A 23,230-nucleotide genomic window follows, 5' to 3' on the forward strand; every position below is an offset into this window, starting at 1 on the left:
TTTACTGCTTAGGGATCACTTTGTGATCCCTTTTTTTATTCCTTTTTCTGAACGCTTTTCGCGCCTTCGATCACCTTCTGTTTAAGACCTTCTTTGTAGACAAGGATCTTATCCATTACACATTTATCGGCTGTTCCTATGATCTGTGCCGCAAGGATTCCTGCATTCTTGGCACCGTCGAGTGCAACAGTCGCAACAGGAACACCACCTGGCATTTGCAGAATCGACAGGACAGAATCCCATCCATCTATAGAATTTCTGGATTTCACCGGAACGCCAATTACTGGCAATGGGGACATGGAAGCTACCATGCCTGGAAGGTGTGCTGCTCCGCCAGCCCCTGCGATGATCACTTTAATCTCTCTTTCGTGGGCATTTTTACTGAAATCAAATAATTTTTCAGGAGTTCTGTGGGCAGACACAATATCCACTTCTACCGGAATGTCAAATCCTTCCAATACGTCGATTGCCTCTTGCATTACTGGCATATCACTGGTGCTACCCATGATCACGGCTACTTTTCCCATCTTATTTATTTTTACTAATAACTTGAATGCTGTTCTTTACTTCTTCGGCGATCTTACGAGCTTCACCAAGATCCTTATTTACGATCGTTACATGCCCCATTTTCCGAAACGGCCTGGTGATCTTTTTGCCATAGATATGTGGAGTTACTCCTTCCATACCCATGATCTTATCTATGTTCTTGTACTGGACTTCACCTTCATGATTTTCATCGCCAACCAGATTTACCATGATCCCGCCAAGTTTACTATCGGTTTTACCCAATGGCAGGTCCAGAATTGCTCTAATTTGCTGTTCGAACTGGTTGGTGTAGGAAGCTTCTATACTGTAATGTCCGCTATTATGTGGTCTTGGAGCCACTTCATTAATTAAAATCTCGTCATCTTCAGTCTGGAACATTTCAACGGCAAGGAGTCCTACATGTTCAAATGCTTCAGATACATTTTTAGCAAGTTCTCGTGCTTTCTCTGCAACATGATCTTCAATACGTGCGGGGCAAATAACATATTCTACCTGGTTGGCAGTAGGATGAAATTCCATCTCCACCACAGGATAAGTGCGAACTTCACCTGAGGGATTCCGCGCTACGATAACCGCCAGTTCATTCTTAAAAGGCACCAGGTTTTCAGCAATACATTCAGCATCCGGAAGATTATCAAGATCGGCATTGGTCCTGATGACAGAAACACCTTTTCCATCATAGCCGCCGGTAGCACTTTTCCAGACGAAAGGTAAACTTACTTTCTGCTCGTTGACGTCTGATTTTAAAAGTTCCAGATTTGGAAATCTTTTGAAAGCTGCAGTCGGTAAATTGTGTTTTTCGTAAAATTCTTTTTGTACCGCCTTATTCTGAATTTTCTCTAGTGTTGCTGCGGAAGGGTATGTTTTAACGCCTTCGCTTTCCAGCTGTTTTAAAGCTTCTATATTAATACCTTCAATTTCGAAAGTTAATATATCTGCTTTTCTACCAAACTGAAGAACAGTTTCGTAGTCCATTAGATCTCCCTGCTCGAAATAGTCGCAGGAAATTCTTGAAGGAGCCTCTGGACTTGGATCCAGCACAAGTGTCTGGATATCGTACTTTCGGGTCTCATAAAGCATCATTTTACCAAGCTGGCCACCACCTAGAATTCCCAGTTTAAAGTCTGATGAGAAATAATTTACCATAAGTTAATTCGGCTTTTCGCAAAAATAAGTTATTCCTGATTCCTGCCATATTTATTCAGCAAGAATTCGGGAAGGCCGGCTTGTATAGAATCCTTATCTTTGCCACTTAAAATTGCTGAATTTTGATAAAGCTACACGATCTGGAATTCGAACCTTATATCTCTGAGGAGGAAATTACGAAAGCCATTGATACTATTGCTAAACGATTGAATGACGAATATACAGGCAGAAAACCTGTATTTATCGGGATCCTGAACGGCTCTTTTATGTTTGCTTCCGAAGTGATCAAACGATTTGAGAGTGACTGCGAGATAAGTTTCGTGAAAATGGGTTCTTATGAAGGCACCAAAACAACCGGGGAAGTTAAAACTTTATTGGGTTTAGGACAGGAACTTGCAGGTAGGGAAGTTGTGCTTTTGGAAGATATTGTAGATACCGGTAATACGCTCGTTGAGGTGGATAGAATTTTAACTGAGGCAGGTGTAGCTAATTACCAGGTGGCAACACTGTTCTTTAAACCTTCAGCTTACAAAAAAGATGTTCCGGTACAAATTATCGGGATGGAGATACCTAATAAATTTATTGTTGGTTACGGTCTTGACTACGACGGTCTGGGCAGGAACCTAACTCAAGTATATAAACGCAAAGAAAGCAAAATGACAAATCTAGTGCTGTTTGGCCCTCCGGGTGCAGGCAAGGGAACTCAGGCAACCATTTTAAAGGAAAAGTACGATCTTATACATATTTCTACAGGAGATGTATTCAGGTATAATATCAAGAATCAGACAGAACTTGGGCTCAGCGCAAAATCATTTATTGATAAGGGACAACTCGTTCCAGATGAGGTTACCATCAATATGCTGAATGCTGAAGTTGAAAAAAATGAAGGTGCTAATGGATTTATTTTTGACGGATTTCCAAGAACTGAAGCCCAGGCTGAAGCATTAAGTGAATCTCTGGAAACGAAAGGTACTGAAGTAAATGCCATGATTGCTCTGGAAGTTGAGGATGAGATCCTTGTTGAAAGATTGCTGGAAAGAGGGAAAACTTCAGGCAGGCCAGATGACGCTGATGAACGCGTGATTAGAAATCGTATCAAAGTTTATTATGCTGAAACTGCTATTTTGAAGAATTTCTACCAGAAGCAAAATAAGTATTACGGAGTTAATGGAGAAGGTAGCATTGAAGAAATTACTGCCAGACTGAGCTCTGTGATCGATGATTTAATGAAATAAGATATGACTGAAGGGAATTTTGTTGATTACGTGAAGATCCATGTATTCTCCGGAAAAGGAGGAAAAGGGTCTGCACACCTGCATAGGGAAAAATATATAACCAAAGGTGGTCCCGATGGGGGTGATGGTGGTCGAGGTGGACACGTGATCGTGAGAGGTAATGAAAACCTATGGACATTATTCCATCTCAAGTTTAAGCGTCATGTAAAGGCAGAACATGGTGGCAATGGTAGCAAACAAAGAAGTTCTGGAGCTCAGGGTGAAGATGAGTATATCGATGTGCCTTTAGGTACGGTAATCAGGGATACTGAAACCAACGAGATCATTAAGGAGATTACTGAAGATGGTCAGGAATTTATTGTTGCTGAAGGTGGTAAAGGTGGATTAGGGAACTGGCATTTTAAAAGTTCCACGAACCAGACTCCAAGATATGCCCAACCAGGTATTGATGGGCAGCAGGTAGATATTACTCTGGAACTAAAAGTTCTTGCAGATGTTGGTCTGGTAGGTTTCCCTAATGCTGGAAAATCCACTTTACTTTCAGTAATTACTGCTGCAAAACCAAAGATTGCCAATTATGAATTTACCACTCTAAAGCCAAATCTAGGGATTGTTCAGTATCGTGATTTTCAAACTTTCGTGGTTGCAGATATTCCTGGGATCATTGAAGGAGCAGCCGAAGGTAGAGGACTGGGACATCGATTCTTAAGACATATTGAGCGTAACTCAACACTGCTATTCCTCATTCCTGCAGATGCGAAAGATATTAAAGAGCAGTACGATATTCTTGTTGATGAACTGCGTCGATACAATCCTGAATTGATGGATAAGGACAGGCTAATCGCGATTTCAAAAAGTGATCTTTTAGACGAAGAACTTAAAGCGGAAATGAAGACACAATTAGATAAAGAACTGGACTTTCCTTACCTGTTTATATCTTCCGTAGCCCAGAAAGGCTTACAGGAATTGAAGGACAAACTATGGCAAATGCTTAATTAGGCGTGTTTAAATCCTGTTAAACAGGTGTTTGCTCCGGCTGGTTTTGGCTATTTTTAGAAAAAACCGGTTATGAAAATTCTAAAAATATCTACTTTATTATTATTCATGGCTGCCTGTAATACACCACGGGCAGTCTACGATTACGATCAAACGGTTCAGTTCGATCAATACAACTCGTATTCAATTTATTCAGATTTACAAACAGGACTCAATCAGCTAGATCAGGGAAGGCTATTAAATGCTTTAAACTCTAAGATGCAGGAAAAGGGCTTCAGTAGATCTGAGACGGCCGGACTTCAGGTAAATGTATATACGCAGGAGTACGAAAGAGATAATCGTAGCAGAGTTGGTCTTGGTCTTGGTGGAGGCGGAGGAAACGTAGGTGTAGGAGTAAGCGGCGGAATTCCAATAGGTAAAATGGATACTTATATGAAGCTTACGTTTGATTTCATCGATGTTGAAAAAGATGCATTGGTCTGGCAGGCGGTAGTAGAAAGCAATTTTGATATGGATGCCAATCCCGAAAAACGTCAACAAACCTTTGATAAAATAGTCGAGAAGGCATTGGAGGCTTATCCGCCAAAACAATAATCAGCTTAATAGTTATCAATAAAAAAGCCCCATGCAATTGCATGGGGCTTTCCATTTTGATTGGTTAGTTAGTACAAGGTTGAACCTAATTCTCGTTGTCTTCAATCATATCGTCATCCATGGAATCTTCAGAATTCTCTTCTGTCATTGACTGACTTTTAGAATTTCTGTTTGATACTACAAATGCACTTCTTCTGTTCTTAGCATATTCTGCATTAGTACATCCGGTTGGTTGAGTACAGTCATTTACTGGACGTGTTTCACCATAACCTTCAGATGTTAGTCTGCTTCTGTCAATTCCCTTCTTAACAAGGTAGTCTACTGTAGAAGCTGCTCTTCTTTTAGATAATGCCATGTTGTAGCTGTCTGAACCTCTAGCATCTGCATGAGACTCAACTTTCACTTTGATATTTGGATAATCATTCATGTAAGTTACCACTGAATCCAGAACAACTTCAGACTCTTTCTTGATTGTTGCTTTGTCAAAGTCGAAATAGATTTTGCTGCCATCGATCGGGATAAGATCCTGACCACTTGTTGGGTCAACTTCAGTAGGAGCTTCGACGATCTCATTCTCTTCACGTGTGAATTGATATAGATTATCTGTTCCTCTTCTATTTGAAGCAAAGTATCCAGTTTCATCACTCTCTTTCACAACATATGCGAAATCATCGTTACCACTATTAATAGAAGATCCAAGGTTTTCTACTTCACTGAAGTCGCCTTCAGTTCTGTAGATGTCAAGGTTACCAAATCCCTGGTGTCCATCTGAAGTAAAGTATAAAACATCATCTTCACTGATGAATGGGAATTGTTCTCTATGTGCAGTGTTAACTCCAGCTCCAAGATTTTGCGGAGTTCCGAAGGTTCCATCTTCATTGATGTCTACCATATAGATATCAAACGATCCACTTCCTCCAGGCATGTCGCTGGCAAAGTATAGCTTCGATCCATCTGCGCTTAAGCTTGGATGTTCTACGGAATAGTCTTCACTGCTAAAAGGAAGTTTTTCCACGTTCGTCCACTCACCATCTACCATCTCGGCACGGTAAATACTAATGTGCGCTACACGAACATCATTTTCATTCTTCACACGATCTTCATTAGTTCTGTCAAAATAGATAGTGTTTCCATCCTGGCTAAATGTTGCTGAACTTTCATGCTCATCTGTATTGATAACATCTGAAAAAAGAACTATGTCCTTCATCTCGCCATCTTCATCCATCTGTGCGCTGTAAAGATCCAACGCAGGCATCTTATTCCAAGGGTAGATAGGACGCTCCTGGTTCCTCGTAGAGGCAAAAGCCACTCGGTCACCATAGAATCCAATTCCGAAGTCTGAAGATGAAGCATTGTTCATGATCTGATCGTATTTGAACTTGTGAGGAACCACGGTATCAAGAGTGTTCTTGAATTCTTCATGATTCCAGTCATTTCCTGTTAGCTCATTCATTAGCTCATCGGCTTTTACATAATTACCCTGAGCCATCAATGCGTGAGCATAACGGAATTGATATTCCGGCGCAACAGCACCGGAATGTCTTAAAAATAACATCTCATATACTTCAGCTGCGTTCTGCATCTGGTTAGTATAGAAGTAGGAGTCTCCAAGATTCTGAAGAATCTCCTGAGATTTCTCATTTACGTTTTCATAAGCATCAGCGGCATCGATATAGGCTGCATTGGCGAAAAACTTGTTTCCGTCTCTAATGTCAGACTTTTGACCGAAAGCGGTAATGCTCACGAATAAAATTAAAAGTGTACTATATATATTTTTCATCTTAGTCTGGTTTTAGAAGAATCTTGGTGATTTGTCATATCCTTTCTTAAGTCCGAATAGGTCCAGATCAAACAATAGCATGATCTCATGTGAACCATCGTCGCTCAGGTCGTAAGTTGGGTAATCATATGCATACCCAATTCTTAATCCCGGAGTAACCTGAAAGTTTACCAAGCCTGTAACAGACTTATCGAATCTATAACCAACACCTGCTTCAAAACGATCGTAAAGCAACGCGTTAGCATTTACATCAACAGATAGCGGTGATCCTTCAACCCCTCTAACCATGGTAGAAGGTTTCAGTTTAAAGTTTTCAGTAATGTCAAACACATAACCACCGGTAAGGTAGTAATGAATCTCCTCTGAACCTTTGTCTCTAAGCAACTGACTGTCATCAAGGTGATCTGCTGTTAACAAGTTGGGTGCAGAAACTCCTAAATAGTGTTTGTCACCAAACCAGAAAGCTCCAACTCCAAACACAGGAAATACTTCGCTGATGTTCTGAAATGCTGCATCACCTGGATCATTTAAACGTAAGTTAGCAAGGTTAGCATCAAAAGTCGTAAGACCTGCTTTTGCACCGAAAGATAACTTCGTGTTGTCACCAGTTGGGATCACGTATGCGAAATCTGCCGTGATATTGTTGGTTTTCTCAACATCACCAATTTCGTCATGAACTACAGTTAGTCCAAGTTCAACACGCTCACTTACCGGAGTGTGGGCAAAGAAGTTGAGGGTGCGTGGTGCACCATCAACATCTGTCCATTGCATTCTGTAAATCGCACCCAGGTTCAACATGCCCGGGTCGTCTGTCGCATAAGCAGGATTCACAACACTCATGTTGTACATGTATTGAGTGAAGAGCGGATCTTGCTGAGCCATACCCTTTATAGAGAAAAGGATAATGCCTGCGAATAATAAATATTTTGTGATTATTTTTTTCATCTCTTGTTCTTGTTTATCCTAATTATCTACTTAAGTATACTTTTCCTCGTCTTGGCTCAGTGCTACCATCTTTGAAGTCCAGGTAATAGAAGTAAACTCCTACTGGTAACAAACCGTCACCGAATGAACCTTGATTGCTGGTACCATCCCAGTTTGGAGTATTTGCATTCCCCTTGTAAACTGAGTCACCCCATCTGTTGTATATCTCAATAGTGTAGTTAGGATAGAAATCTTCGATATATCTAATCTCGAAATCATCATTTAATTGATCACCGTTTGGTGAAATACCTTCTGGTATGAAAAAGTCACATTCCAGGCTAACGTTCACGGCAAGTCTTTGTGAGCTATCACAATCTGATGCCGGGTCGTATAGTGAAGCGAAATATGTCACTCCATCCTGAAGTGCGGTTCCTGTACTTAATGGATCTGTGCTATCTGCACTTGCATACCAGGTTACATTTGAAGTCTGGTCGATTGCATCATTCAGGTCTGCGATCGTTGGATCGTCGAACTGGCAGAAAGTTTGATTCGCATCGTCGATCGTAGGAGTTCCAGGATCTGTAATGCTTACATTAAAGGCAGTAGCCTCAGACTCACAACCAGCTTCTCCACGCTGAGTTACGTAGTAAGTTCCTTCGGCTAAAGGAGCATCTTCAGCAACCATCATTGTAAGATCAGCATCAGTATAGAAAGTTAGATCTTCACTACCTGCTGTTAGATCAGCACCTGTTGGATCAAGGATCGCACAGAAAGTTGCATCTCCAACTACCGGAGCATCTCCTACTTCCTGAACGGTAATTGCAAATTCAGCAGTATCATCTCCACAATCATTGATGGCAGCTACTGTATAAGTCACAGTGTAAGTTCCTGCATCAAAAGTTGAAGGATCCATCATTCCATCTGTTACAACCGTACCATCTTCAAGAGTGAACTCACCGTCTGTATCAGCATCTACTGATAAGAAATCAAACAGGTTCTGTACACCATCGTTTTGACAAACGGCGATTTCCATATCCATTCCTGCAAATGCAGCGTCTTGTACAGTAATTGTAAAGGTTGCAGCATCAGTACAGTTCTCATTTTCTAATGTGTAGATAACAGCATAGTTTCCGGCATCAAAATCTGCTGGATTCATTAGACCATCTGCAAGTACATCTCCATTAAGACTGAAAGATCCAGTTGAATCGGTATCATCAGACAAGAGAGTGAATAGATCTACTACATCATCGTTCTGGCATACGGCAACAGCCATATCATCTCCAGCATCTGGCGATTCGTTCACAGTTACACTAATCATTGCAGTATCATTACCACAATCATTTTCAGCATCTACTGTATAGGTGATCATATAAGTGCCAGCCATAAAGTCTGCCGGATCCATAAGACCATCTATGATTACAGATCCATCTATTGTGAAGGTTCCATCATTATCTGTAAACTCACCATCCAGAATATCAAAAAGGTTTTGAACTCCGTCATTCTGACAAACAGTAACAGCAACATCATCTCCAGCAAGAGCTGAGTCGATCACAGTAATCGTGAACGATATAGAATCTGTTCCAGAAACGCAATCTGAAAAATCTTCACTCAAAGTATAAGTTATGCTATAATCACCAGCCGCCATCATGGAAGGATCGAACGTTCCGTCTTCATATCCTTCGAACACTCCGAAATCTGGATTATCTCCCAGGAAGCTAGTTAGATCCTGTACGCCTGCATTTTGACAAATTGGAGCTGGATTAGCAACTTCGTCTAGTTCAGCATCGATATTCTCCCGAACAGTAATAGTTAGTTCTACTGAATCTGCACATTCACCTGTCCCAATACTATAGGTAGTAGTGAAATCACCAGTAGTCATACCTTCAGTGTACATTTCTGCCAGTTCAGAGATGCTTGGATTGAAAGATCCAGTTGGAGCATCTTCTGGTAGTAAATCGTTGAATTCTGATGTTAGGTTTGCTTCAGTAAAGAAAGCAGCATCAACGTCATTCTCACAAACGATCGTAGTTACATCTTCTCCAAGATCAAAACCTTGCACTACAACAACAGTTATTGTAGAGCTATTAGAACCTGTTATGCAAACATCAGTTGTTGCATCTACTGTGTAGGTAGCTGTAAATGTACCTGCACCACTAATACCAGTGTCAAAAGTAGAGCCTGATAGTGTAAGATCATCACTAGAGAAAGTTCCACCAGCATTCGTGCTGCCAGATAGAGCAGTGTTTAAATCAACAACACCCTCTGTACTGCAAAATGTCACCATGGTATCTTCTCCAGCATCAGCAGTCTCATTTGGATTAATTGTGATTGAGTAATCTGCAGAACTTGTACATGTACTACTGCTTACAGTATATGTTGTTGTAAAAGTCGCAGGAAAATTTGTGGTAGCGGCATACTGAGCTAACAGTTCACCAAGGTTGTTATCTGTGAAAGTACCACCTCTGGCGATAGTTGGATCAAATTCGTTCAGTAATTCTTCACCCTGTCCACTTGGATTGGCAGCAATTTGCGCAGCTAATGCCGTGAACTCAGCCTGACAGAAAACAAAATCTCCTCCAGGTCCAGCATTAGGAGCCTGTTCTACTGAGATGGTAAAGTCTACAGAATCTGAACCGGTCACACATGCGTCATCCTCATCAATAGTATAAGTAATGGTAAAATCGCCTGCACCGGCTACAGATGGATCAAATATGCCATCTGAAATAGTGGTATCATCACTTGAAAAAGTTCCACCAGCGATGCTGTCTGGACCTAATAAGTTTGAAAGTGTGATCACATCATCATTAGAACAAACTCCGTCCACATCTGCAATAGTTCCTGCTTCAGCATCAACGGCTTCGTTAATAGTGATTGTTGCAGTGGATGATACAGCGTCACAGGCTACAGTTGCAGCAATAGTATAGGTTGTGCTAAAATCTTCAGCTCCAACTACTCCGTCATTATAATTTGAAATAAGTGTCGCGATTGAAGGGCTAAAGCTTCCACTGTCGTCATCTGTTCCTAAAAGGTTTAGAATGAAAGTTTGAAGCGAAGCTTCGCTGGCGAATGCAGTCATAACGTCTTCGTCGGTCTCACATAAACTTGCAGTAGCATCTGTTCCTGCATCTGGAGCGTCAAGTACTGTAATCGTAAAGGTTTCAGTATCTGTTGTACTCACACAAGCCGTTTCTGGTGATACGGTATAAACTATTGTGAATTCTCCAGCTCCGTTTGATGGATCAAAATTACCATCTGCTGAATCACCTCCGTTTACGCTAAATACGCCATTAGGGTTTCCACCACTAATTAAAGTCTGTAAATTGAATGCCGAATCTGTGGTGCAGAAACTTGAATCTGTTCCTTCACCGGCATCGGCCACAACAGCAGAATTAACGGTTAGAGTCGCGGTAGAACTTACTGGTTCACAAGCTCCGGTATCAACTGTATACGTTACTGTAAAATCTTCAGAAGGAGTAGATACACCATCACTATAAGCATTTCTAACGCTGGTTAGATTTGGTGAGAAACTACCTCTGTCATCTTCAGTACCTAAAAGATCAAGATAATAAGATCTTAAGTTAGCATTCGAATCAAAAATATTTCTATCCTCAACCTCATTCTCACATAAGGTTTCAGAATTGTCTGTTCCTGCATCTGGATCTGCGAGTACATTCACTGTAAGAGTTGAAGAATCTGAACAGTCAGAATCGTCTGTAGTTCCAGTTGTAACCGTATAGGTTACTGAATATGACGCAGGGAAATTATTTGTAGCTACATCATTTAAATATTGAGTAGCAATGGTTCCAAGCTCTGGGGAAAAAGTTCCACCGGCATCTGCACCAGCAATAAGATCTGCAAATGCATCTTCAGCTGCAGAAGGGTTGGTAGCAATTTGAGTTATAAGTGCTGCAAGATCGCTCTGGCAGTAAGTCAATTCGGTATTATCACCTGCATCTGGATTTTCTACTACAGTAATTGCAAGATTAACTTCATCTGTACAATCCTCGGTAAATTCTACACTATAAGTAGTCGAGTAAGTACCTGGGCCAGTGTATGCAGCTACAAGTTCACTTAAACTGCTATCTGAAAAAGTTCCATTTGTTGGTACATCATTATCTGTATCTGAATCGAAGTTGTTCTCCAATAATCCCAAAAACAGGTTTCTTAAGTTCTCAGTAGAACTAAAGGCGTCATCTGCATTGGCTTCACAAGTTGATTCATCCAGGTTGTCTGGTCCTGCATCAGAAGGTATAATAGTCACAGTCACTGCTCTCCTGTTTGTGCTTTCACATGGAGGTTGAGTAGAGTTAGTTCTGTTAACGATCTGGCTTACGTAATAAGTTTCTCCATCTATCAACCGCGTAGAGTTGGCCAAAGGTGGTTGAGAAGTTCTTGTGCTATACCATCTAAAGGCTTGAGTATCGGGACTTGTAGCGCTAGCTTCAAGATCTCTTACCCTTGGGTCGTCACTTTCGCAGAATACCTGATTTGCAGCGGCATTCGGAGCAAAAGCATTCACAGGATTAAATTCAATTGCGATACGGCTGGAAAATCTGCAATCAGCATCACTTGGGTCATCCTGTCCAATAAAATAATTTTCACCAGCAACTAAAGCGGTAGCATCAGACAATTCATCGTCTGCATCACCAAATTCGTTGGCGTAAACGTTGAGATCGAATGAAGGATCTGCAGGAGTTATCAAGTCCTTTAAATCCCCAACTGTGGTGACTGAACCTGTAGAATATACACATGGTTCGAAGAAATTTCCAAAGGTGGAAACCGGAGCTCCAAGATCATCAACTGTTACGTTGATTTGCGGTCTACTTGTACAAGATCCATCTTGATTTCCTGCAAAGTAAGTACCTGTTCTTAGAATTTCATTGTTTGGAATAGGATTTGTAGAAGTTGCGGTACGGTAAAATCTTAATGTCTTACCAGGTGCTGGTGTAGCTTCTAAATCACCAACAGTATCTAGATAGCAGAACTCTTGATCAGAATTGCTAACAGTGGGGCATTGTTGTCCATAGGCAGACGACATGCTCACCAGAATTAGGGTTAAGATAAAAAGGTAAAACATTTTACCCTTAAACCTCATGGTAAAATTTTGCATAGGCTAGGTGTTAAATTCAAAATTAGTATTAGGTTTAAACTCAATATAAGTTGCACAAATATTAAAATTATTTTTAATATGCTTTGTTAAATTAAGAAACATCTTAGTTGCAAGAATTCTAAGGTTTTAACGTTGAACTTCAATAGTTTGGGCGATTTAAATTTAAGAAAATATAATTTATGTTAACAAAATTTCGAATCATTCTTCTAATATGTTGCTTTTTTAGCATTAGTATGAGCTCGCAGAATGATATTTCCAAGGCACAAAATTTGCTAGAATCTGGTGATCATCAAGCGGCTGAAGAGCTACTATTAAAACATGATTCAGAGCTAAAGGCCATAGAACTGCTAGGTGATATTTACAGCTTTAGACAACAATGGGATGCGGCTATTTCGCATTATGAAAAACTTGTTAAAGCCAAGCCGAACGATGCGAATTACAATTTTAAATTGGGTGGTGCTATGGGGATGAAAGCCTATTACGGTTCTAAATTCCAGGCAGCGATGCTGATTGGTGATGTTAAAAAATACTTGTTAAAAGCTGCTGAACTCAATCCTCAACATGCTGAGTCAAGGCGCGCTTTGGTAGAGCTTTACATGCAGATACCTGGATTTGTGGGCGGCAGTCAAACCATCGCTAAAAGTTATGCTTCAGAATTGCATCGAATTAATGAACTGGATGGTCTTTTAGCAGACGCTTACATCTATAAATTCCTGGACTATCAAAAGCTTGCGGAGACTAAATACGAAGCAGCAATTAAACTTTCAAGAAGAAAACCGGAGCTGATTTCCAGAAACTATTTGAATTATGAGCTAGCTGAAGTCGCTGCCATCTATTCGATCGAGCTGGAACAAGGCAGGAAACTCGTGCAAAAATATATTAAAGATTACGGTTATAAAGACATTAAGGACCCGTCATGGGCTTATTATAGGTGGGCTCAAATAGAAAGACTGAATAATAATCAGGACATGGCGCTGAGTTTCATTGAAAAGTCATTAGCAATTGCCCCAGAGTTTGACAAAGCTTTGATCGAAAAACAGAAAATTAGGAGGATGTAACTTCAGGCCTGTTATTTACTTTTATATTTGTACAAACCTTTTTCATGAACATACATTTTATAGCCATAGGTGGTAGTGCCATGCATAGTCTTGCAATCGCACTTCAGCGCAAGGGATACCATATATCTGGCAGTGATGATGCTATTTTTGAACCTTCCAGATCACGTCTCAAAACCGAAGGACTACTTCCGAAGCGAATGGGGTGGGATGTTGCAAATATCACCTCAAATCTGGATGCGGTAATTCTGGGAATGCATGCGAAAGAGGATAATCCGGAATTGATTAGGGCGAAAGAATTAGGGTTGAAAATCTATAGTTACCCGGAATTTATTTTTGAGCAATCGAAGGATAAAACTCGCGTTGTGATTGGAGGTTCTCACGGAAAAACTAGTATTACCTCGATGATCCTTCATGTAATGAACTATCATGATCGTGAGGTTGATTATATGGTAGGTGCTACTCTCGAAGGTCTTGACAATCCGCTTCATTTGACTCAAGAAAATGATTTTATTGTTATTGAAGGAGATGAATATCTAAGTTCTGCTTTGGACAGAAGGCCTAAATTTCATCTTTACCAGCCAAATATCGCCTTGCTAAGTGGTATAGCCTGGGACCATATCAATGTGTTCCCAACCTTTGAAAATTATGTTGAACAATTTAGAATTTTCATAGACTCTATTGTGAATGGGGGGATTCTGGTGTACAATGAAGAAGATGAAACTGTAAAACACTTAGCAGAGAATACAGAAAATCCAATTCGAAAGCATTCATATTTCACTCCAGATTATCATACAGAAGATAATGCTACCATTCTTGATGCTCCGGAAGGCGAGTTACCTCTGGAAATTTTTGGTAGGCATAATCTTAACAATCTGGCCGGGGCAAAATGGATTTGCCAACATATGGGAGTTGATGAAGACGATTTTTACGAGGCCATTGCGACATTTAAGGGTGCTTCCAAAAGACTGGAGAGAGTAGCAGAATCTGAGAACACGGTTATTTTCAAGGATTTCGCCCATAGTCCTTCCAAAGTTGCCGCTACCACAGCTGCCGTAAAGGAACAGTACCCAGATAAAAAATTGATCGCATGCCTGGAATTGCATACATATTCCAGTCTTAATGCAGATTTTTTAAAGGAGTACAGGCATACATTAGACAAGGCAGATGAAGCTATCGTATTTTATTCTCCTGATGCTGTTGCAATCAAAAAATTAAATCATGTTTCTGTAGCCCAGATCGAACAGGCTTTCTTAAAGCAAGGTTTGAAAATATATACTAATCCGGAAAACTTTCAGTCTGATCTTAAAAACATGGATTTTGACAATGCGGTATTATTAATGATGAGCAGTGGTAACTACGGTGGTTTAGAGTTGGATTCATTAAAAGAACTCATCTAACGCACCTATTAGCTCATATTGATCTATTCCTATTATGAGCGAAAATTCATCAAAAAGTATTAAAACATGGGCGGAAGATGATCGTCCCAGGGAAAAACTGTTATCTAAGGGGCGCCTGGCCTTAAGCGATTCAGAATTATTGGCAATTCTGATTGGTTCAGGAAGCAAAAATGAGTCGGCAGTTGAGTTGTCAAAAAGAATCCTGGCTCAGTCAGAAAACAATCTTAATCAATTAGGAAAGTTAAGTATTAATCAGCTCTGCCAATTTAAGGGTATTGGAAGTGCGAAGGCGGTAGTGATAACCGCCGCGTTGGAATTGGGCAGAAGACGACGACTTGAGGAAACGCTGGAATTAAATAAAATATCCTCCAGCTCTTCGGTTTTTGAGATCATGCAGCCTGTGATTGGGGAGTTGCCTCATGAGGAATTCTGGATTCTGTATCTTAATAATAGCAACAAGGTTCTTGAAAAGTTCCAGGTAAGCAAAGGAGGTATTACCGGTACACTGGTGGATGTGCGAATAAGCTTGAGAAAGGCCCTGGAAATTGGGGCGGTATCCTTAATTTTAACACACAATCATCCAAGTGGAAACTTACGTCCTAGTGAGGCAGATAAGCAATTAACCCAAAAACTTAAAACTGCTGCGGAAAGCCTTGACATTAAGATCCTCGATCATATCATTGTTACTGAAAAGTCATACTTTAGCTTTGCCGACGACGGAATTCTATAAGACTCCAATAAATGCTTTTAATCTATACTCAGAAAGTTACACCAAGAATTGTTTATATCTTCAAGCACTTGTGTACACATATTCTGGGTATTCCAATCAACTTTACCTCAAAGATCGAAGAGTTTATTGCTCATGATGGTCCCAAATTAAGCTACGGAAAGCAGGCATTAGGGAATGAATTTTTTATTCAGAATGTTGAATTACTTTTGGAGCAGGGTTTTTCAGAATTGGAAATCAAAATACAGCCCTGGGATGATACGATAGGTTTTTTTGCGGTAGCAGAGTCCAGCGATCTGCCCTTTGATATTTTTGCGGCTTCTTTTTACCTGCTTAGTCGTTACGAAGAATACTTACCACATGTAAAAGATGAGTACGGAAGATTTCCGGCTTCTGAAAGCATTGCCTATCAGGAGAATTTCCTTCACAAACCAATGGTAGACATCTGGGCGTATAAGTTCCAGGAAATTCTGATGGAACGTTTTCCGCAGCTGGAACACAAGAAAAGAGCATACCATAGCAGCACCATCATAACTTCAGAAAATACTTTTATCTTTAAAAACAAAGGTTTTTTAAGAAGCTTGGTAGGAATGCTGTCTGATCTTGTTCATTTTAATATAGGAAAGGTAATCGATAGATTGCAGGTCTGGATCCGGATTAAGTCCGATCCTAACGACACTTTTGAAGATCTTATCAGTATTATTCGGGAAGATAAGATAGACACCCTGTTCATGTTTCAGTTGAGTGATTTTTCCAGGCATGATCGAAATATTAGTCATAATAGAATACCTCACAGAGCAGTAATTAAATCTGTTGCAGATTATTCCCAAGTAGGTCTGTTGATGGGTTACTATGCCATGGAGGACATTAAAGAATTACGAAAGGAAAAGTTGAGAATGGAGGACATCATACACAGTTCTGTTGAACATGCCATGAATCATCAATATAATTTAAGGCTTCCAGATCAATATAACAATCTTATCGAACTGGAAATTAACAATGACTATTCTATGGGGTATCCTGATAAACCAGGCTTCAGAGCAGGTACCTGCACTTCGTACCTGTTTTATGACATCAATATGGAAGTAACCACACCATTAAAAGTACATCCATATGTTTTCAATTCGAATGTGGTACCAAAAATGACCCGGAATAAATTGAAGGATGATCTTCGTAGGATCATTATGGAAACAAAGGAAGTGCAGGGCACTATACGTGCGGTTTTTTCCAATCATCACTTCTCAGCCTATTCAGATTCTAATTCTTATTATTCAGTATTAAATCAGATCCATGAAATTGACTAATATCAGGGATGTTTATTTTGACCTTGACCATACCCTCTGGGATTTTGATAGGAATTCTTCTATGGCTTTTCAGCAAATATTTATAGATCAAAAGCTGGATATCAAACTGCAGGATTTTTTACAGATCTATATGCCTATAAATCATCAATACTGGGAATCATATCGAAATGACCTGGTTAGTAAAGAAGATCTTCGTTATGGCAGGTTGAAAGATAGTTTTACTGCGCTGGAGTTGGAAGTGGACGACTCAATGATCTTTAAAATGTCTGAAGACTATATCAATTACCTGCCAAATCACAATTATCTTCTGGATGGTGCAATAGATATCCTGTCATATTTATCCACATCTTACAATTTACATATAATCACCAATGGTTTTGAAGAGGTTCAACATTTGAAGATGGAAAAATCTGGGATCCTTAAATACTTCAAGACTATCACAACTTCAGAAGATGCGGGCGTGAAAAAACCACATTCACGCATTTTCGAAAAGGCAATTAGTAAAGGGACTGGTAAGGCGGAGACTTCAGTAATGATAGGCGACAATTTCTCTGCAGATATTTGCGGTGGCTTTCAGTATGGTATGAAGGTTATCTATATCGATTCCAGGCAGGAAAATTCACGAACCGAACACCCCAGAATAGAAAAGTTAAAACAACTAAGGGATTATCTATAATAATAAAGATTAGGTATTTTCGTTGGCAAAGAAAGCTTTCTCGTGTCTATACAAACCTTCTTTCCCAGATTTATTGCAGGCCTGTTATTGTTGGTACTGTTCACTTCATGTTTCAAGGACGTGGATTTTAGCCAGACTGAGGATATCCAGATCACTCCAGATATCGATGTTGACATTATCTATTATGATTTGAATAAGGTTGACTTTCTGGATTCCGATACCGGCGAATTTACAGCCATCATCAGGGATACGGTTAGACTTGAATATCTCGATGATAGTTATATACAGGATGGTCTAACCTATGCTGAATTTAGATTTCGCCATGAAAACAGTTTTCCCTACGAAATAAGAAGTGAGCTTAATTTTTTAAATGCACGCAACAGGAAGGAATTTGATGTGAATTATATTATCCCGGCGGGTAGTGATACAGTAATTTCTGTAATTGATACCATTCATATCGTACAGGGTTCTAATATCGATGAGGTAAAAAATTCAATAGAACTTGCAGTCGAATTAGAACTTCTTGAGCCTTCTAAAAGTCTTGAAGGAAATTTGAAATTTTTATCCAAAGGATTATTCAGACTAACGTTTTAGCATGAGAGTAGCAATTGTCCTGCTTATCTTCTTCTATTGGAGCTCTGTGTCCGGGCAGAATAAACCCCTGCTTTATAATGTGGACGATTTGCCTCAGGCTTTGTTGCAAAATCCAGGCGCACGGATCGATTTCACCAGGCATTTTGGTATTCCATTATTTTCACAGATCCATGTAGGAGTTGGTTCTACCGGGGTTACAGCGAAAGATATTTTTGAGGATGATGGTCGAAATATCAATGCTAGAATTCAAAGCGCCATCAGGAATCTTACATCAAGCGATTTTTTCACAATCAATGAGCAAATAGAGATCGTTTCCTTTGGATGGAAAATGGGGGAGAGGGGTTATTTTTCTGCAGGTGCCTACCAGGAAGCAGATATTTTTGCTTACTTCCCAAGCGATCCCGCAAAACTGGCATTTGAAGGGAATGCCGATTACATAAACCGGCCGTTTCGATTTGACGATGTTAGTTTTACTGGCGAAGTGCTAACGGTATATCATGCAGGTTTCAATTACAAGATGGATTCCAAGCTTACCGTTGGTGGTCGGATTAAATTATACTCTGGAATTTTTAATGTTGAAAGTACGGATAATGATGGAACGTTTGTAACTAATGAAACTCCTGGAGGAGTCAATTTTTACCAACATGCGGTAAATGGGCTGGATATCGTTGTGAATACTTCAGGTTATGCCAGTCTTCGTGATGAGGAGAACATGACAGTGGATAAAGCCGCAGCAGAGTTGTTGAGCAGGTCCTTTTTCGGTCAGAACATTGGAGTGGGAGTAGACCTGGGATTTCATTATAGAGTAACAGAACAATTCTCTGTGAATGCGGCGATTCAGGATTTTGGAGTAATGTTTCATCAAAAGGATATTGAAAATTCAAGATATTTTGGTTCTTATGAGACCAGTGGTTTGCAACCTTTGTTTCCAGAGTTAAATCCAGGACAGGAAACAATTCCTTACTGGGATGTATTAGAAGAGGAGCTTGATGTCAATTTAAAAGACGAGAAGACTTACGGGGCATATAATACCTGGCGTCCCTTGAAATATAACGCTTCCATACAGTTTGGAACCGGGAAGTCGATCCTGCCCTGTGATTATTTGATCAGCAAGAAGCCTCGTTACATGAACTTGTTTGGGATGATCGTTTCCGGAGTGAATCGTCCTAAGGGTCCAACCTACGGAGTAACTACCTATTGGGATAGGAAAGTGAATGACTATTTTAGGTTTAGAGTGGCCTATGGACTGGACCAGTTTTCACTTACCAAGTTTGGTGTGATGGCTTCCAGTAGATTTAAAAATTTTAATGCCTTTTTAGCAGTAAATGACATTATTGGCTATACCAATCTGGCAAATGCTCATAGCGCATCCCTGCAATTAGGCATACAATATGTATTCAAAGACTTATGAAAAAAATAATAATCTTAGCGGCAATGATCTTTAGCGGAAGTATTTTCTCTCAAGATCTGAATGATTATAAATATGTTATTGTACCAGAAAGTTATGATATTCTGGGCAAGACGAATCAATATCAGTTAAATGCGCTAACAAAATTTTTGTTTGAGAAGCAAGGGTTCGAAACTATTATGAAGTCTGAAGCCTGGCCAGAAGATCTTCAGAAAAACCCATGTCTGGGTGTGAGTCCTGTTCTTGTGGAGGACTCTGGCTTGTTTGTGACTAAAGTCGCCATTCAGCTTCAGGATTGCAAAGGAACGGTCATTTACAAAACTAGTGAGGGAAGGAGCAAGCAGAAAGAATTTGAAGCCGCCTATCAGGAATCGCTTAGAGACGCTTTTCAGGATCTGGCTAATCTTCAATACAACTATACTCCTAATTCAAACATTGCTGGAACTGCCCAGGTGAGCAAAAACAATACGACCATCCAAAGCGAAGAGAAAATAAGCATTTCTGAAGAGGAGGTAAATGAAAATTCAACTTCTGAAAAGCCTACGGATCTTGAAATACCAGCCTCCAATGATTTGGCAGTTATAAAAGAAAAAGAGAAGAAATTATCCCCTTTGGAAAATCGCCACTGGACCTATGATGGTGCTGTCTTTGAATTGAAAATCAACAATTCTAATTATGCATTATATCAATTAAACGCTCCTGAACCTCTGGCTCTGATTCTAAGGACCGAAAAACCTAACGAATTTTTATACAGATCTCTTTTAAATAGCGGAACTGCAACTTTTGTACCGGGTGAGGGACTGCGAATAACTTATTTTGACAGCGAAACCAATCAGCAGAAATCTCTGATTCTTCAGCCTAAAGATTAGTAACCATATTTCTTTTGCCACCGTTTCCGAAGAAATTCGCGTTGGGCATTTTCTCGCTGATTATTCCCAGGTTCATAAAACGTGGTGCCGGCTATATCATCTGGAAGAAACTCGGCTGCAACAAAGTTCCCTGTATGATTATGGGCATATTTATAATCTTTCCCATAGCCAATATCTTTCATCAATTTGGTAGGTGCGTTTCGAATGGATAACGGGACAGAGAGATCACCGGTCTTTTTCACCACACTTTGAGCTTTGTTGATCGCCATATATGCTGCGTTGCTTTTTGGCGAAGTTGCCAGGTAGGTTACACACTGGCTTAATATGATCCTAGCTTCAGGATATCCAATAGTATTAACTGCCTGGAATGAATTATTTGCAATGACCAGGGCGGTAGGATTTGCGTTTCCAATATCCTCACTTGCCAGAATCAAAAGCCTTCGTGCAATGAACTTGACATCTTCACCTCCTTCGATCATTCTTGCCAGCCAGTATACCGCAGCGTTCGGGTCACTACCTCTAATGGATTTGATGAATGCTGAAATAATATCATAATGCTGTTCCCCGGTTTTATCATATAACACCGTGTTTTGCTGCACCTTTTGGAGCACGAGATCATTCGTAATCTTTACATTATCTTCTTCGGAAGTTACCAGTAGTTCGAAAATATTCAGAAGTTTCCTGGCGTCCCCACCACTTAATCTAAGCAATGCTTCAGTTTCCTCCAGTTGCACGTTTTTAGCTGAAATTACTTTGTCCTGTTTCATGGCTCTCTTCAGAAGATCTACAAGATCATCTTTAGAAAATGGCTTCAGAATATAAACCTGACACCTGGACAAAAGGGCAGATATAACTTCAAAACTAGGATTTTCGGTCGTGGCGCCAATTAAAGTGACCCATCCTTTCTCTACGGCTCCAAGCAAAGAATCCTGCTGGGACTTACTGAATCTGTGGATTTCATCGATAAACAGGATAGGACTTTTGGTAGTAAATAAGCCGTCACTTTTCTTTGCCTTCTCGATGATCTCACGTACATCTTTCACACCACTGCTAATAGCACTAAGTGTAAAAAAAGGACGCCCAGATTCGGTTGCAATGATGTTTGCCAGTGTAGTTTTTCCAACGCCCGGAGGGCCCCATAATATCATAGATGGGATGATACCCTGTTTTATTTGCTGTCTTAAAGCACCATTTTTTCCAATTAGGTGGTGTTGACTCAAATAATCATCGAGAGTTTTTGGTCTTAATCTTTCTGCAAGTGGTTGACTCATGAAATTTTATCTGACAAGTTAACATCCTGAACTTTTTGGATGCTTTTTTGTAATATTAATTAAAATTGAATACAATTTGAAAACATCCTCTCCATTTGTTTTTACCACTGGAACGATCGGATATCCTCTTTTATTTGTGTTGATGATCTGGATTGTTTTCTGGGCAGAGCTGCGATTCAATTTAGATCTGGCGCCATTCGGCATTAGGCCCGGGGAGTTGATTGGACTACGGGGAATCGTATTCTCACCTTTTATGCATTCAGATATCAAGCATCTGTTCAATAATACTATTCCTTTATTCATATTATCACTGGCACTTTTTTACTTCTATAGGCCTCTGCGATGGAAAGTGTTGTTAATAGGTCTCGTTACAACAGGTTTAATCACCTGGCTTATTGGCCGCCCTGCGAATCATATTGGAGCTAGTGGAATTATTTACCTGCTTGCGGGTTTTCTATTTTTCAAAGGTGTTTTTTCAAAGAATTATCGGTTAGTGGCATTATCGCTCATAGTCGTGTTTGTCTACGGCGGGTTGATTTGGTATGTCACTCCTATAGACCCGAAAATTTCCTGGGAAGGTCATCTTGCAGGATTAGTGAGCGGTCTGAGTCTGGCAGTTCTATTTAAAAAGGATGTTGCCAAACCTCCCAAATTTCAATGGCAGTCCCCAGATTTCAAGGAGTCTGATGACCTGTTTATGCAACATTTTGATGAAAACGGAAACTTTGTAGATAATTTACCTTTTCAGGATGTGGAAGAGGAGGAAACCGTTTTCAATTATATTTATATTGAAAAAAAGGAGGATAAAGCTTAGCTTCTTTGTCTTACTGTTTCGTAAAGAACCGCACCACAAGCTACTGAAACGTTTAAAGAAGCAATCTCTCCCAGTAATGGCAATTTTGCCCTGAAGTCAGAAATTTTAAGAATGGAATTGGATACACCTCTGGCTTCATCTCCCATCACGATCGCAAGTGGTTGTTTTAAGTTTACATCGTAGATTGTGTCATCAGTCTTTTCGGTAGCTGCTACAATCTTCACATCATAAGTTTGGAGATGGAAAATGGCATCTTTTATATGATCTACCTTGCAAATGGGTACTTTAAAAACGGCGCCGGCAGATGTTTTCACCGTATCAGCATTAATAGGTGCAGATCCTTTCTCCTGAATAATAATTCCATCTACGCCGCAACATTCAGCTGTTCTTATAATGGCTCCGAAATTCCTTACATCTGTAATTCCATCAAGAAGGAGGTATAAGGGTTTTGTCGCTTTATTCTGAACGGACTCTACAAGATCATTAAGACTTACGAAACTGACAGGAGAGATATTCGCTACAACACCCTGGTGATTGCCTTTGCTGAGTTTGTTCAATTTCTCGATTGGAACGTAAGAGACCGTAAAAGATCCGTTTTTAAGATGTCGGTTAAGTTCCTGAAACAAGTTTCCGGACAAGCCTTTTTGAATGAATATTTTCTCAATGCTTTTTCCGCTTTCAATCGCTTCGATCACAGCTCGAATCCCGAATATTCTTGTAGTTTCTTCCATGCCTCAAAGTTAGTATATTTTATCCTTCCTGAAATGAATAACAAAAAAAA

The 23,230-nt window shown here is 40.0% G+C and carries 19 protein-coding genes; 12 read left to right on the forward strand and 7 right to left on the reverse strand.

Annotated features, from left to right (window positions below; translation table 11 throughout):
• Positions 1–35: 35 nt before the first annotated feature.
• Both purE and G529_RS0108505 read right to left on the reverse strand, forming a co-directional pair.
• Positions 36–527 carry a 5-(carboxyamino)imidazole ribonucleotide mutase gene (purE, locus tag G529_RS0108500; protein ID WP_026915123.1) on the reverse strand — a complete coding sequence of 164 codons (492 nt, stop codon included), beginning with the start codon at positions 525–527 and terminating at the stop codon, positions 36–38.
• Between the two features lies 1 nt (position 528).
• Positions 529–1,692, reverse strand: a complete 1,164-nt coding sequence (locus G529_RS0108505; protein WP_026915124.1) for a 5-(carboxyamino)imidazole ribonucleotide synthase — start codon at positions 1,690–1,692, stop codon at positions 529–531.
• Between the two features lie 122 nt (positions 1,693–1,814).
• Between G529_RS0108505 and G529_RS16375 the strand changes: the two genes are divergently transcribed.
• From G529_RS16375 to G529_RS0108520, 3 genes are all read left to right on the forward strand, one after another.
• Positions 1,815–2,927: an adenylate kinase gene (locus G529_RS16375; RefSeq protein WP_084509766.1), complete on the forward strand. Its 1,113-nt coding sequence runs from the start codon at positions 1,815–1,817 to the stop codon at positions 2,925–2,927.
• Positions 2,928–2,930: 3 nt separating this feature from the next.
• The gene (gene obgE, locus G529_RS0108515) at positions 2,931–3,926 is read left to right on the forward strand and encodes a GTPase ObgE (protein ID WP_026915126.1); all 996 of its coding nucleotides are present in this window, start codon (positions 2,931–2,933) and stop codon (positions 3,924–3,926) included.
• Between the two features lie 69 nt (positions 3,927–3,995).
• Positions 3,996–4,517: a DUF4136 domain-containing protein gene (locus tag G529_RS0108520; protein ID WP_026915127.1), complete on the forward strand. Its 522-nt coding sequence runs from the start codon at positions 3,996–3,998 to the stop codon at positions 4,515–4,517.
• An 85-nt stretch (positions 4,518–4,602) separates the two neighbouring features.
• On the opposite strand, the gene G529_RS15675 is transcribed toward G529_RS0108520, so the two are convergent.
• Genes G529_RS15675 through G529_RS0108535 form a run of 3 tightly spaced genes read right to left on the reverse strand, consistent with a single transcriptional unit; the run spans position 4,603 to position 12,331 of the window.
• Positions 4,603–6,297: an OmpA family protein gene (locus G529_RS15675; protein ID WP_169513787.1), complete on the reverse strand. Its 1,695-nt coding sequence runs from the start codon at positions 6,295–6,297 to the stop codon at positions 4,603–4,605.
• A 12-nt stretch (positions 6,298–6,309) separates the two neighbouring features.
• Positions 6,310–7,242, reverse strand: coding sequence for a PorP/SprF family type IX secretion system membrane protein (locus G529_RS0108530; protein ID WP_026915128.1), 933 nt, complete (start codon positions 7,240–7,242; stop codon positions 6,310–6,312).
• A gap of 22 nt (positions 7,243–7,264) precedes the next feature.
• Positions 7,265–12,331 carry a T9SS type B sorting domain-containing protein gene (locus G529_RS0108535; RefSeq protein WP_026915129.1) on the reverse strand — a complete coding sequence of 1,689 codons (5,067 nt, stop codon included), beginning with the start codon at positions 12,329–12,331 and terminating at the stop codon, positions 7,265–7,267.
• 179 nt (positions 12,332–12,510) lie between these two features.
• Here G529_RS0108535 and G529_RS0108540 point away from each other — a divergent pair, with 179 nt between their 5' ends.
• Genes G529_RS0108540 through G529_RS16190 form a run of 8 tightly spaced genes read left to right on the forward strand, consistent with a single transcriptional unit; the run spans position 12,511 to position 20,364 of the window.
• A complete protein-coding gene (locus tag G529_RS0108540; RefSeq protein WP_157514593.1) occupies positions 12,511–13,389 on the forward strand; it encodes a tetratricopeptide repeat protein in 879 nt (292 codons plus the stop codon).
• 44 nt (positions 13,390–13,433) lie between these two features.
• Positions 13,434–14,786 (forward strand): UDP-N-acetylmuramate--L-alanine ligase, encoded by a 1,353-nt coding sequence (locus G529_RS0108545; RefSeq protein WP_026915131.1) that lies wholly within the window; start codon positions 13,434–13,436, stop codon positions 14,784–14,786.
• A gap of 34 nt (positions 14,787–14,820) precedes the next feature.
• A complete protein-coding gene (gene radC, locus G529_RS0108550; protein ID WP_026915132.1) occupies positions 14,821–15,516 on the forward strand; it encodes a RadC family protein in 696 nt (231 codons plus the stop codon).
• Between the two features lie 11 nt (positions 15,517–15,527).
• Positions 15,528–16,817 (forward strand): polysaccharide deacetylase family protein, encoded by a 1,290-nt coding sequence (locus G529_RS0108555; RefSeq protein WP_026915133.1) that lies wholly within the window; start codon positions 15,528–15,530, stop codon positions 16,815–16,817.
• Entirely contained in the window at positions 16,804–17,493 is a 690-nt protein-coding gene (locus G529_RS0108560; RefSeq protein ID WP_026915134.1) for a YjjG family noncanonical pyrimidine nucleotidase, read from the forward strand. Before G529_RS0108555 ends, G529_RS0108560 begins: the two co-directional genes overlap by 14 nt.
• 42 nt (positions 17,494–17,535) lie before the next feature.
• Positions 17,536–18,087, forward strand: coding sequence for a hypothetical protein (locus G529_RS0108565; protein ID WP_051201403.1), 552 nt, complete (start codon positions 17,536–17,538; stop codon positions 18,085–18,087).
• A gap of 1 nt (position 18,088) precedes the next feature.
• Positions 18,089–19,498: a DUF5723 family protein gene (locus G529_RS0108570; RefSeq protein ID WP_026915136.1), complete on the forward strand. Its 1,410-nt coding sequence runs from the start codon at positions 18,089–18,091 to the stop codon at positions 19,496–19,498.
• Positions 19,495–20,364 (forward strand): hypothetical protein, encoded by an 870-nt coding sequence (locus G529_RS16190; RefSeq protein WP_051201404.1) that lies wholly within the window; start codon positions 19,495–19,497, stop codon positions 20,362–20,364. The genes G529_RS0108570 and G529_RS16190 overlap by 4 nt, the downstream gene beginning before the upstream one ends.
• On the opposite strand, the gene G529_RS0108580 is transcribed toward G529_RS16190, so the two are convergent.
• Positions 20,361–21,635 carry a replication-associated recombination protein A gene (locus G529_RS0108580; protein WP_026915137.1) on the reverse strand — a complete coding sequence of 425 codons (1,275 nt, stop codon included), beginning with the start codon at positions 21,633–21,635 and terminating at the stop codon, positions 20,361–20,363. The two genes, G529_RS16190 and G529_RS0108580, sit on opposite strands and share 4 nt — an antisense overlap.
• 76 nt (positions 21,636–21,711) lie before the next feature.
• On the opposite strand from G529_RS0108580, the gene G529_RS0108585 reads away from it, so the two are divergent.
• Positions 21,712–22,449, forward strand: a complete 738-nt coding sequence (locus G529_RS0108585; RefSeq protein WP_026915138.1) for a rhomboid family intramembrane serine protease — start codon at positions 21,712–21,714, stop codon at positions 22,447–22,449.
• Here G529_RS0108585 and rlmB read toward each other — a convergent pair.
• Entirely contained in the window at positions 22,446–23,180 is a 735-nt protein-coding gene (gene rlmB, locus G529_RS0108590) for a 23S rRNA (guanosine(2251)-2'-O)-methyltransferase RlmB (RefSeq protein WP_026915139.1), read from the reverse strand. The genes G529_RS0108585 and rlmB overlap by 4 nt on opposite strands.
• Positions 23,181–23,230: the final 50 nt, after the last annotated feature.

Source organism: Christiangramia portivictoriae DSM 23547, from assembly GCF_000423045.1.
Taxonomy (GTDB): domain Bacteria; phylum Bacteroidota; class Bacteroidia; order Flavobacteriales; family Flavobacteriaceae; genus Christiangramia; species Christiangramia portivictoriae.

What these genes read in the sequence shown, in the direction of transcription:
- purE (WP_026915123.1), bottom strand. Translation starts at nt 527, where the DNA reads ATGGGAAAAGTAGCCGTGATCATGGGTAGCACCAGTGATATGCCAGTA.
- G529_RS0108505 (WP_026915124.1), bottom strand. Translation starts at nt 1,692, where the DNA reads ATGGTAAATTATTTCTCATCAGACTTTAAACTGGGAATTCTAGGTGGT.
- obgE (WP_026915126.1), top strand. Translation starts at nt 2,931, where the DNA reads ATGACTGAAGGGAATTTTGTTGATTACGTGAAGATCCATGTATTCTCC.
- G529_RS0108520 (WP_026915127.1), top strand. Translation starts at nt 3,996, where the DNA reads ATGAAAATTCTAAAAATATCTACTTTATTATTATTCATGGCTGCCTGT.
- G529_RS15675 (WP_169513787.1), bottom strand. Translation starts at nt 6,297, where the DNA reads ATGAAAAATATATATAGTACACTTTTAATTTTATTCGTGAGCATTACC.
- G529_RS0108530 (WP_026915128.1), bottom strand. Translation starts at nt 7,242, where the DNA reads ATGAAAAAAATAATCACAAAATATTTATTATTCGCAGGCATTATCCTT.
- G529_RS0108535 (WP_026915129.1), bottom strand. Translation starts at nt 12,331, where the DNA reads ATGCAAAATTTTACCATGAGGTTTAAGGGTAAAATGTTTTACCTTTTT.
- G529_RS0108540 (WP_157514593.1), top strand. Translation starts at nt 12,511, where the DNA reads ATGTTAACAAAATTTCGAATCATTCTTCTAATATGTTGCTTTTTTAGC.
- G529_RS0108545 (WP_026915131.1), top strand. Translation starts at nt 13,434, where the DNA reads ATGAACATACATTTTATAGCCATAGGTGGTAGTGCCATGCATAGTCTT.
- radC (WP_026915132.1), top strand. Translation starts at nt 14,821, where the DNA reads ATGAGCGAAAATTCATCAAAAAGTATTAAAACATGGGCGGAAGATGAT.
- G529_RS0108555 (WP_026915133.1), top strand. Translation starts at nt 15,528, where the DNA reads ATGCTTTTAATCTATACTCAGAAAGTTACACCAAGAATTGTTTATATC.
- G529_RS0108560 (WP_026915134.1), top strand. Translation starts at nt 16,804, where the DNA reads ATGAAATTGACTAATATCAGGGATGTTTATTTTGACCTTGACCATACC.
- G529_RS0108570 (WP_026915136.1), top strand. Translation starts at nt 18,089, where the DNA reads ATGAGAGTAGCAATTGTCCTGCTTATCTTCTTCTATTGGAGCTCTGTG.
- G529_RS16190 (WP_051201404.1), top strand. Translation starts at nt 19,495, where the DNA reads ATGAAAAAAATAATAATCTTAGCGGCAATGATCTTTAGCGGAAGTATT.
- G529_RS0108580 (WP_026915137.1), bottom strand. Translation starts at nt 21,635, where the DNA reads ATGAGTCAACCACTTGCAGAAAGATTAAGACCAAAAACTCTCGATGAT.
- rlmB (WP_026915139.1), bottom strand. Translation starts at nt 23,180, where the DNA reads ATGGAAGAAACTACAAGAATATTCGGGATTCGAGCTGTGATCGAAGCG.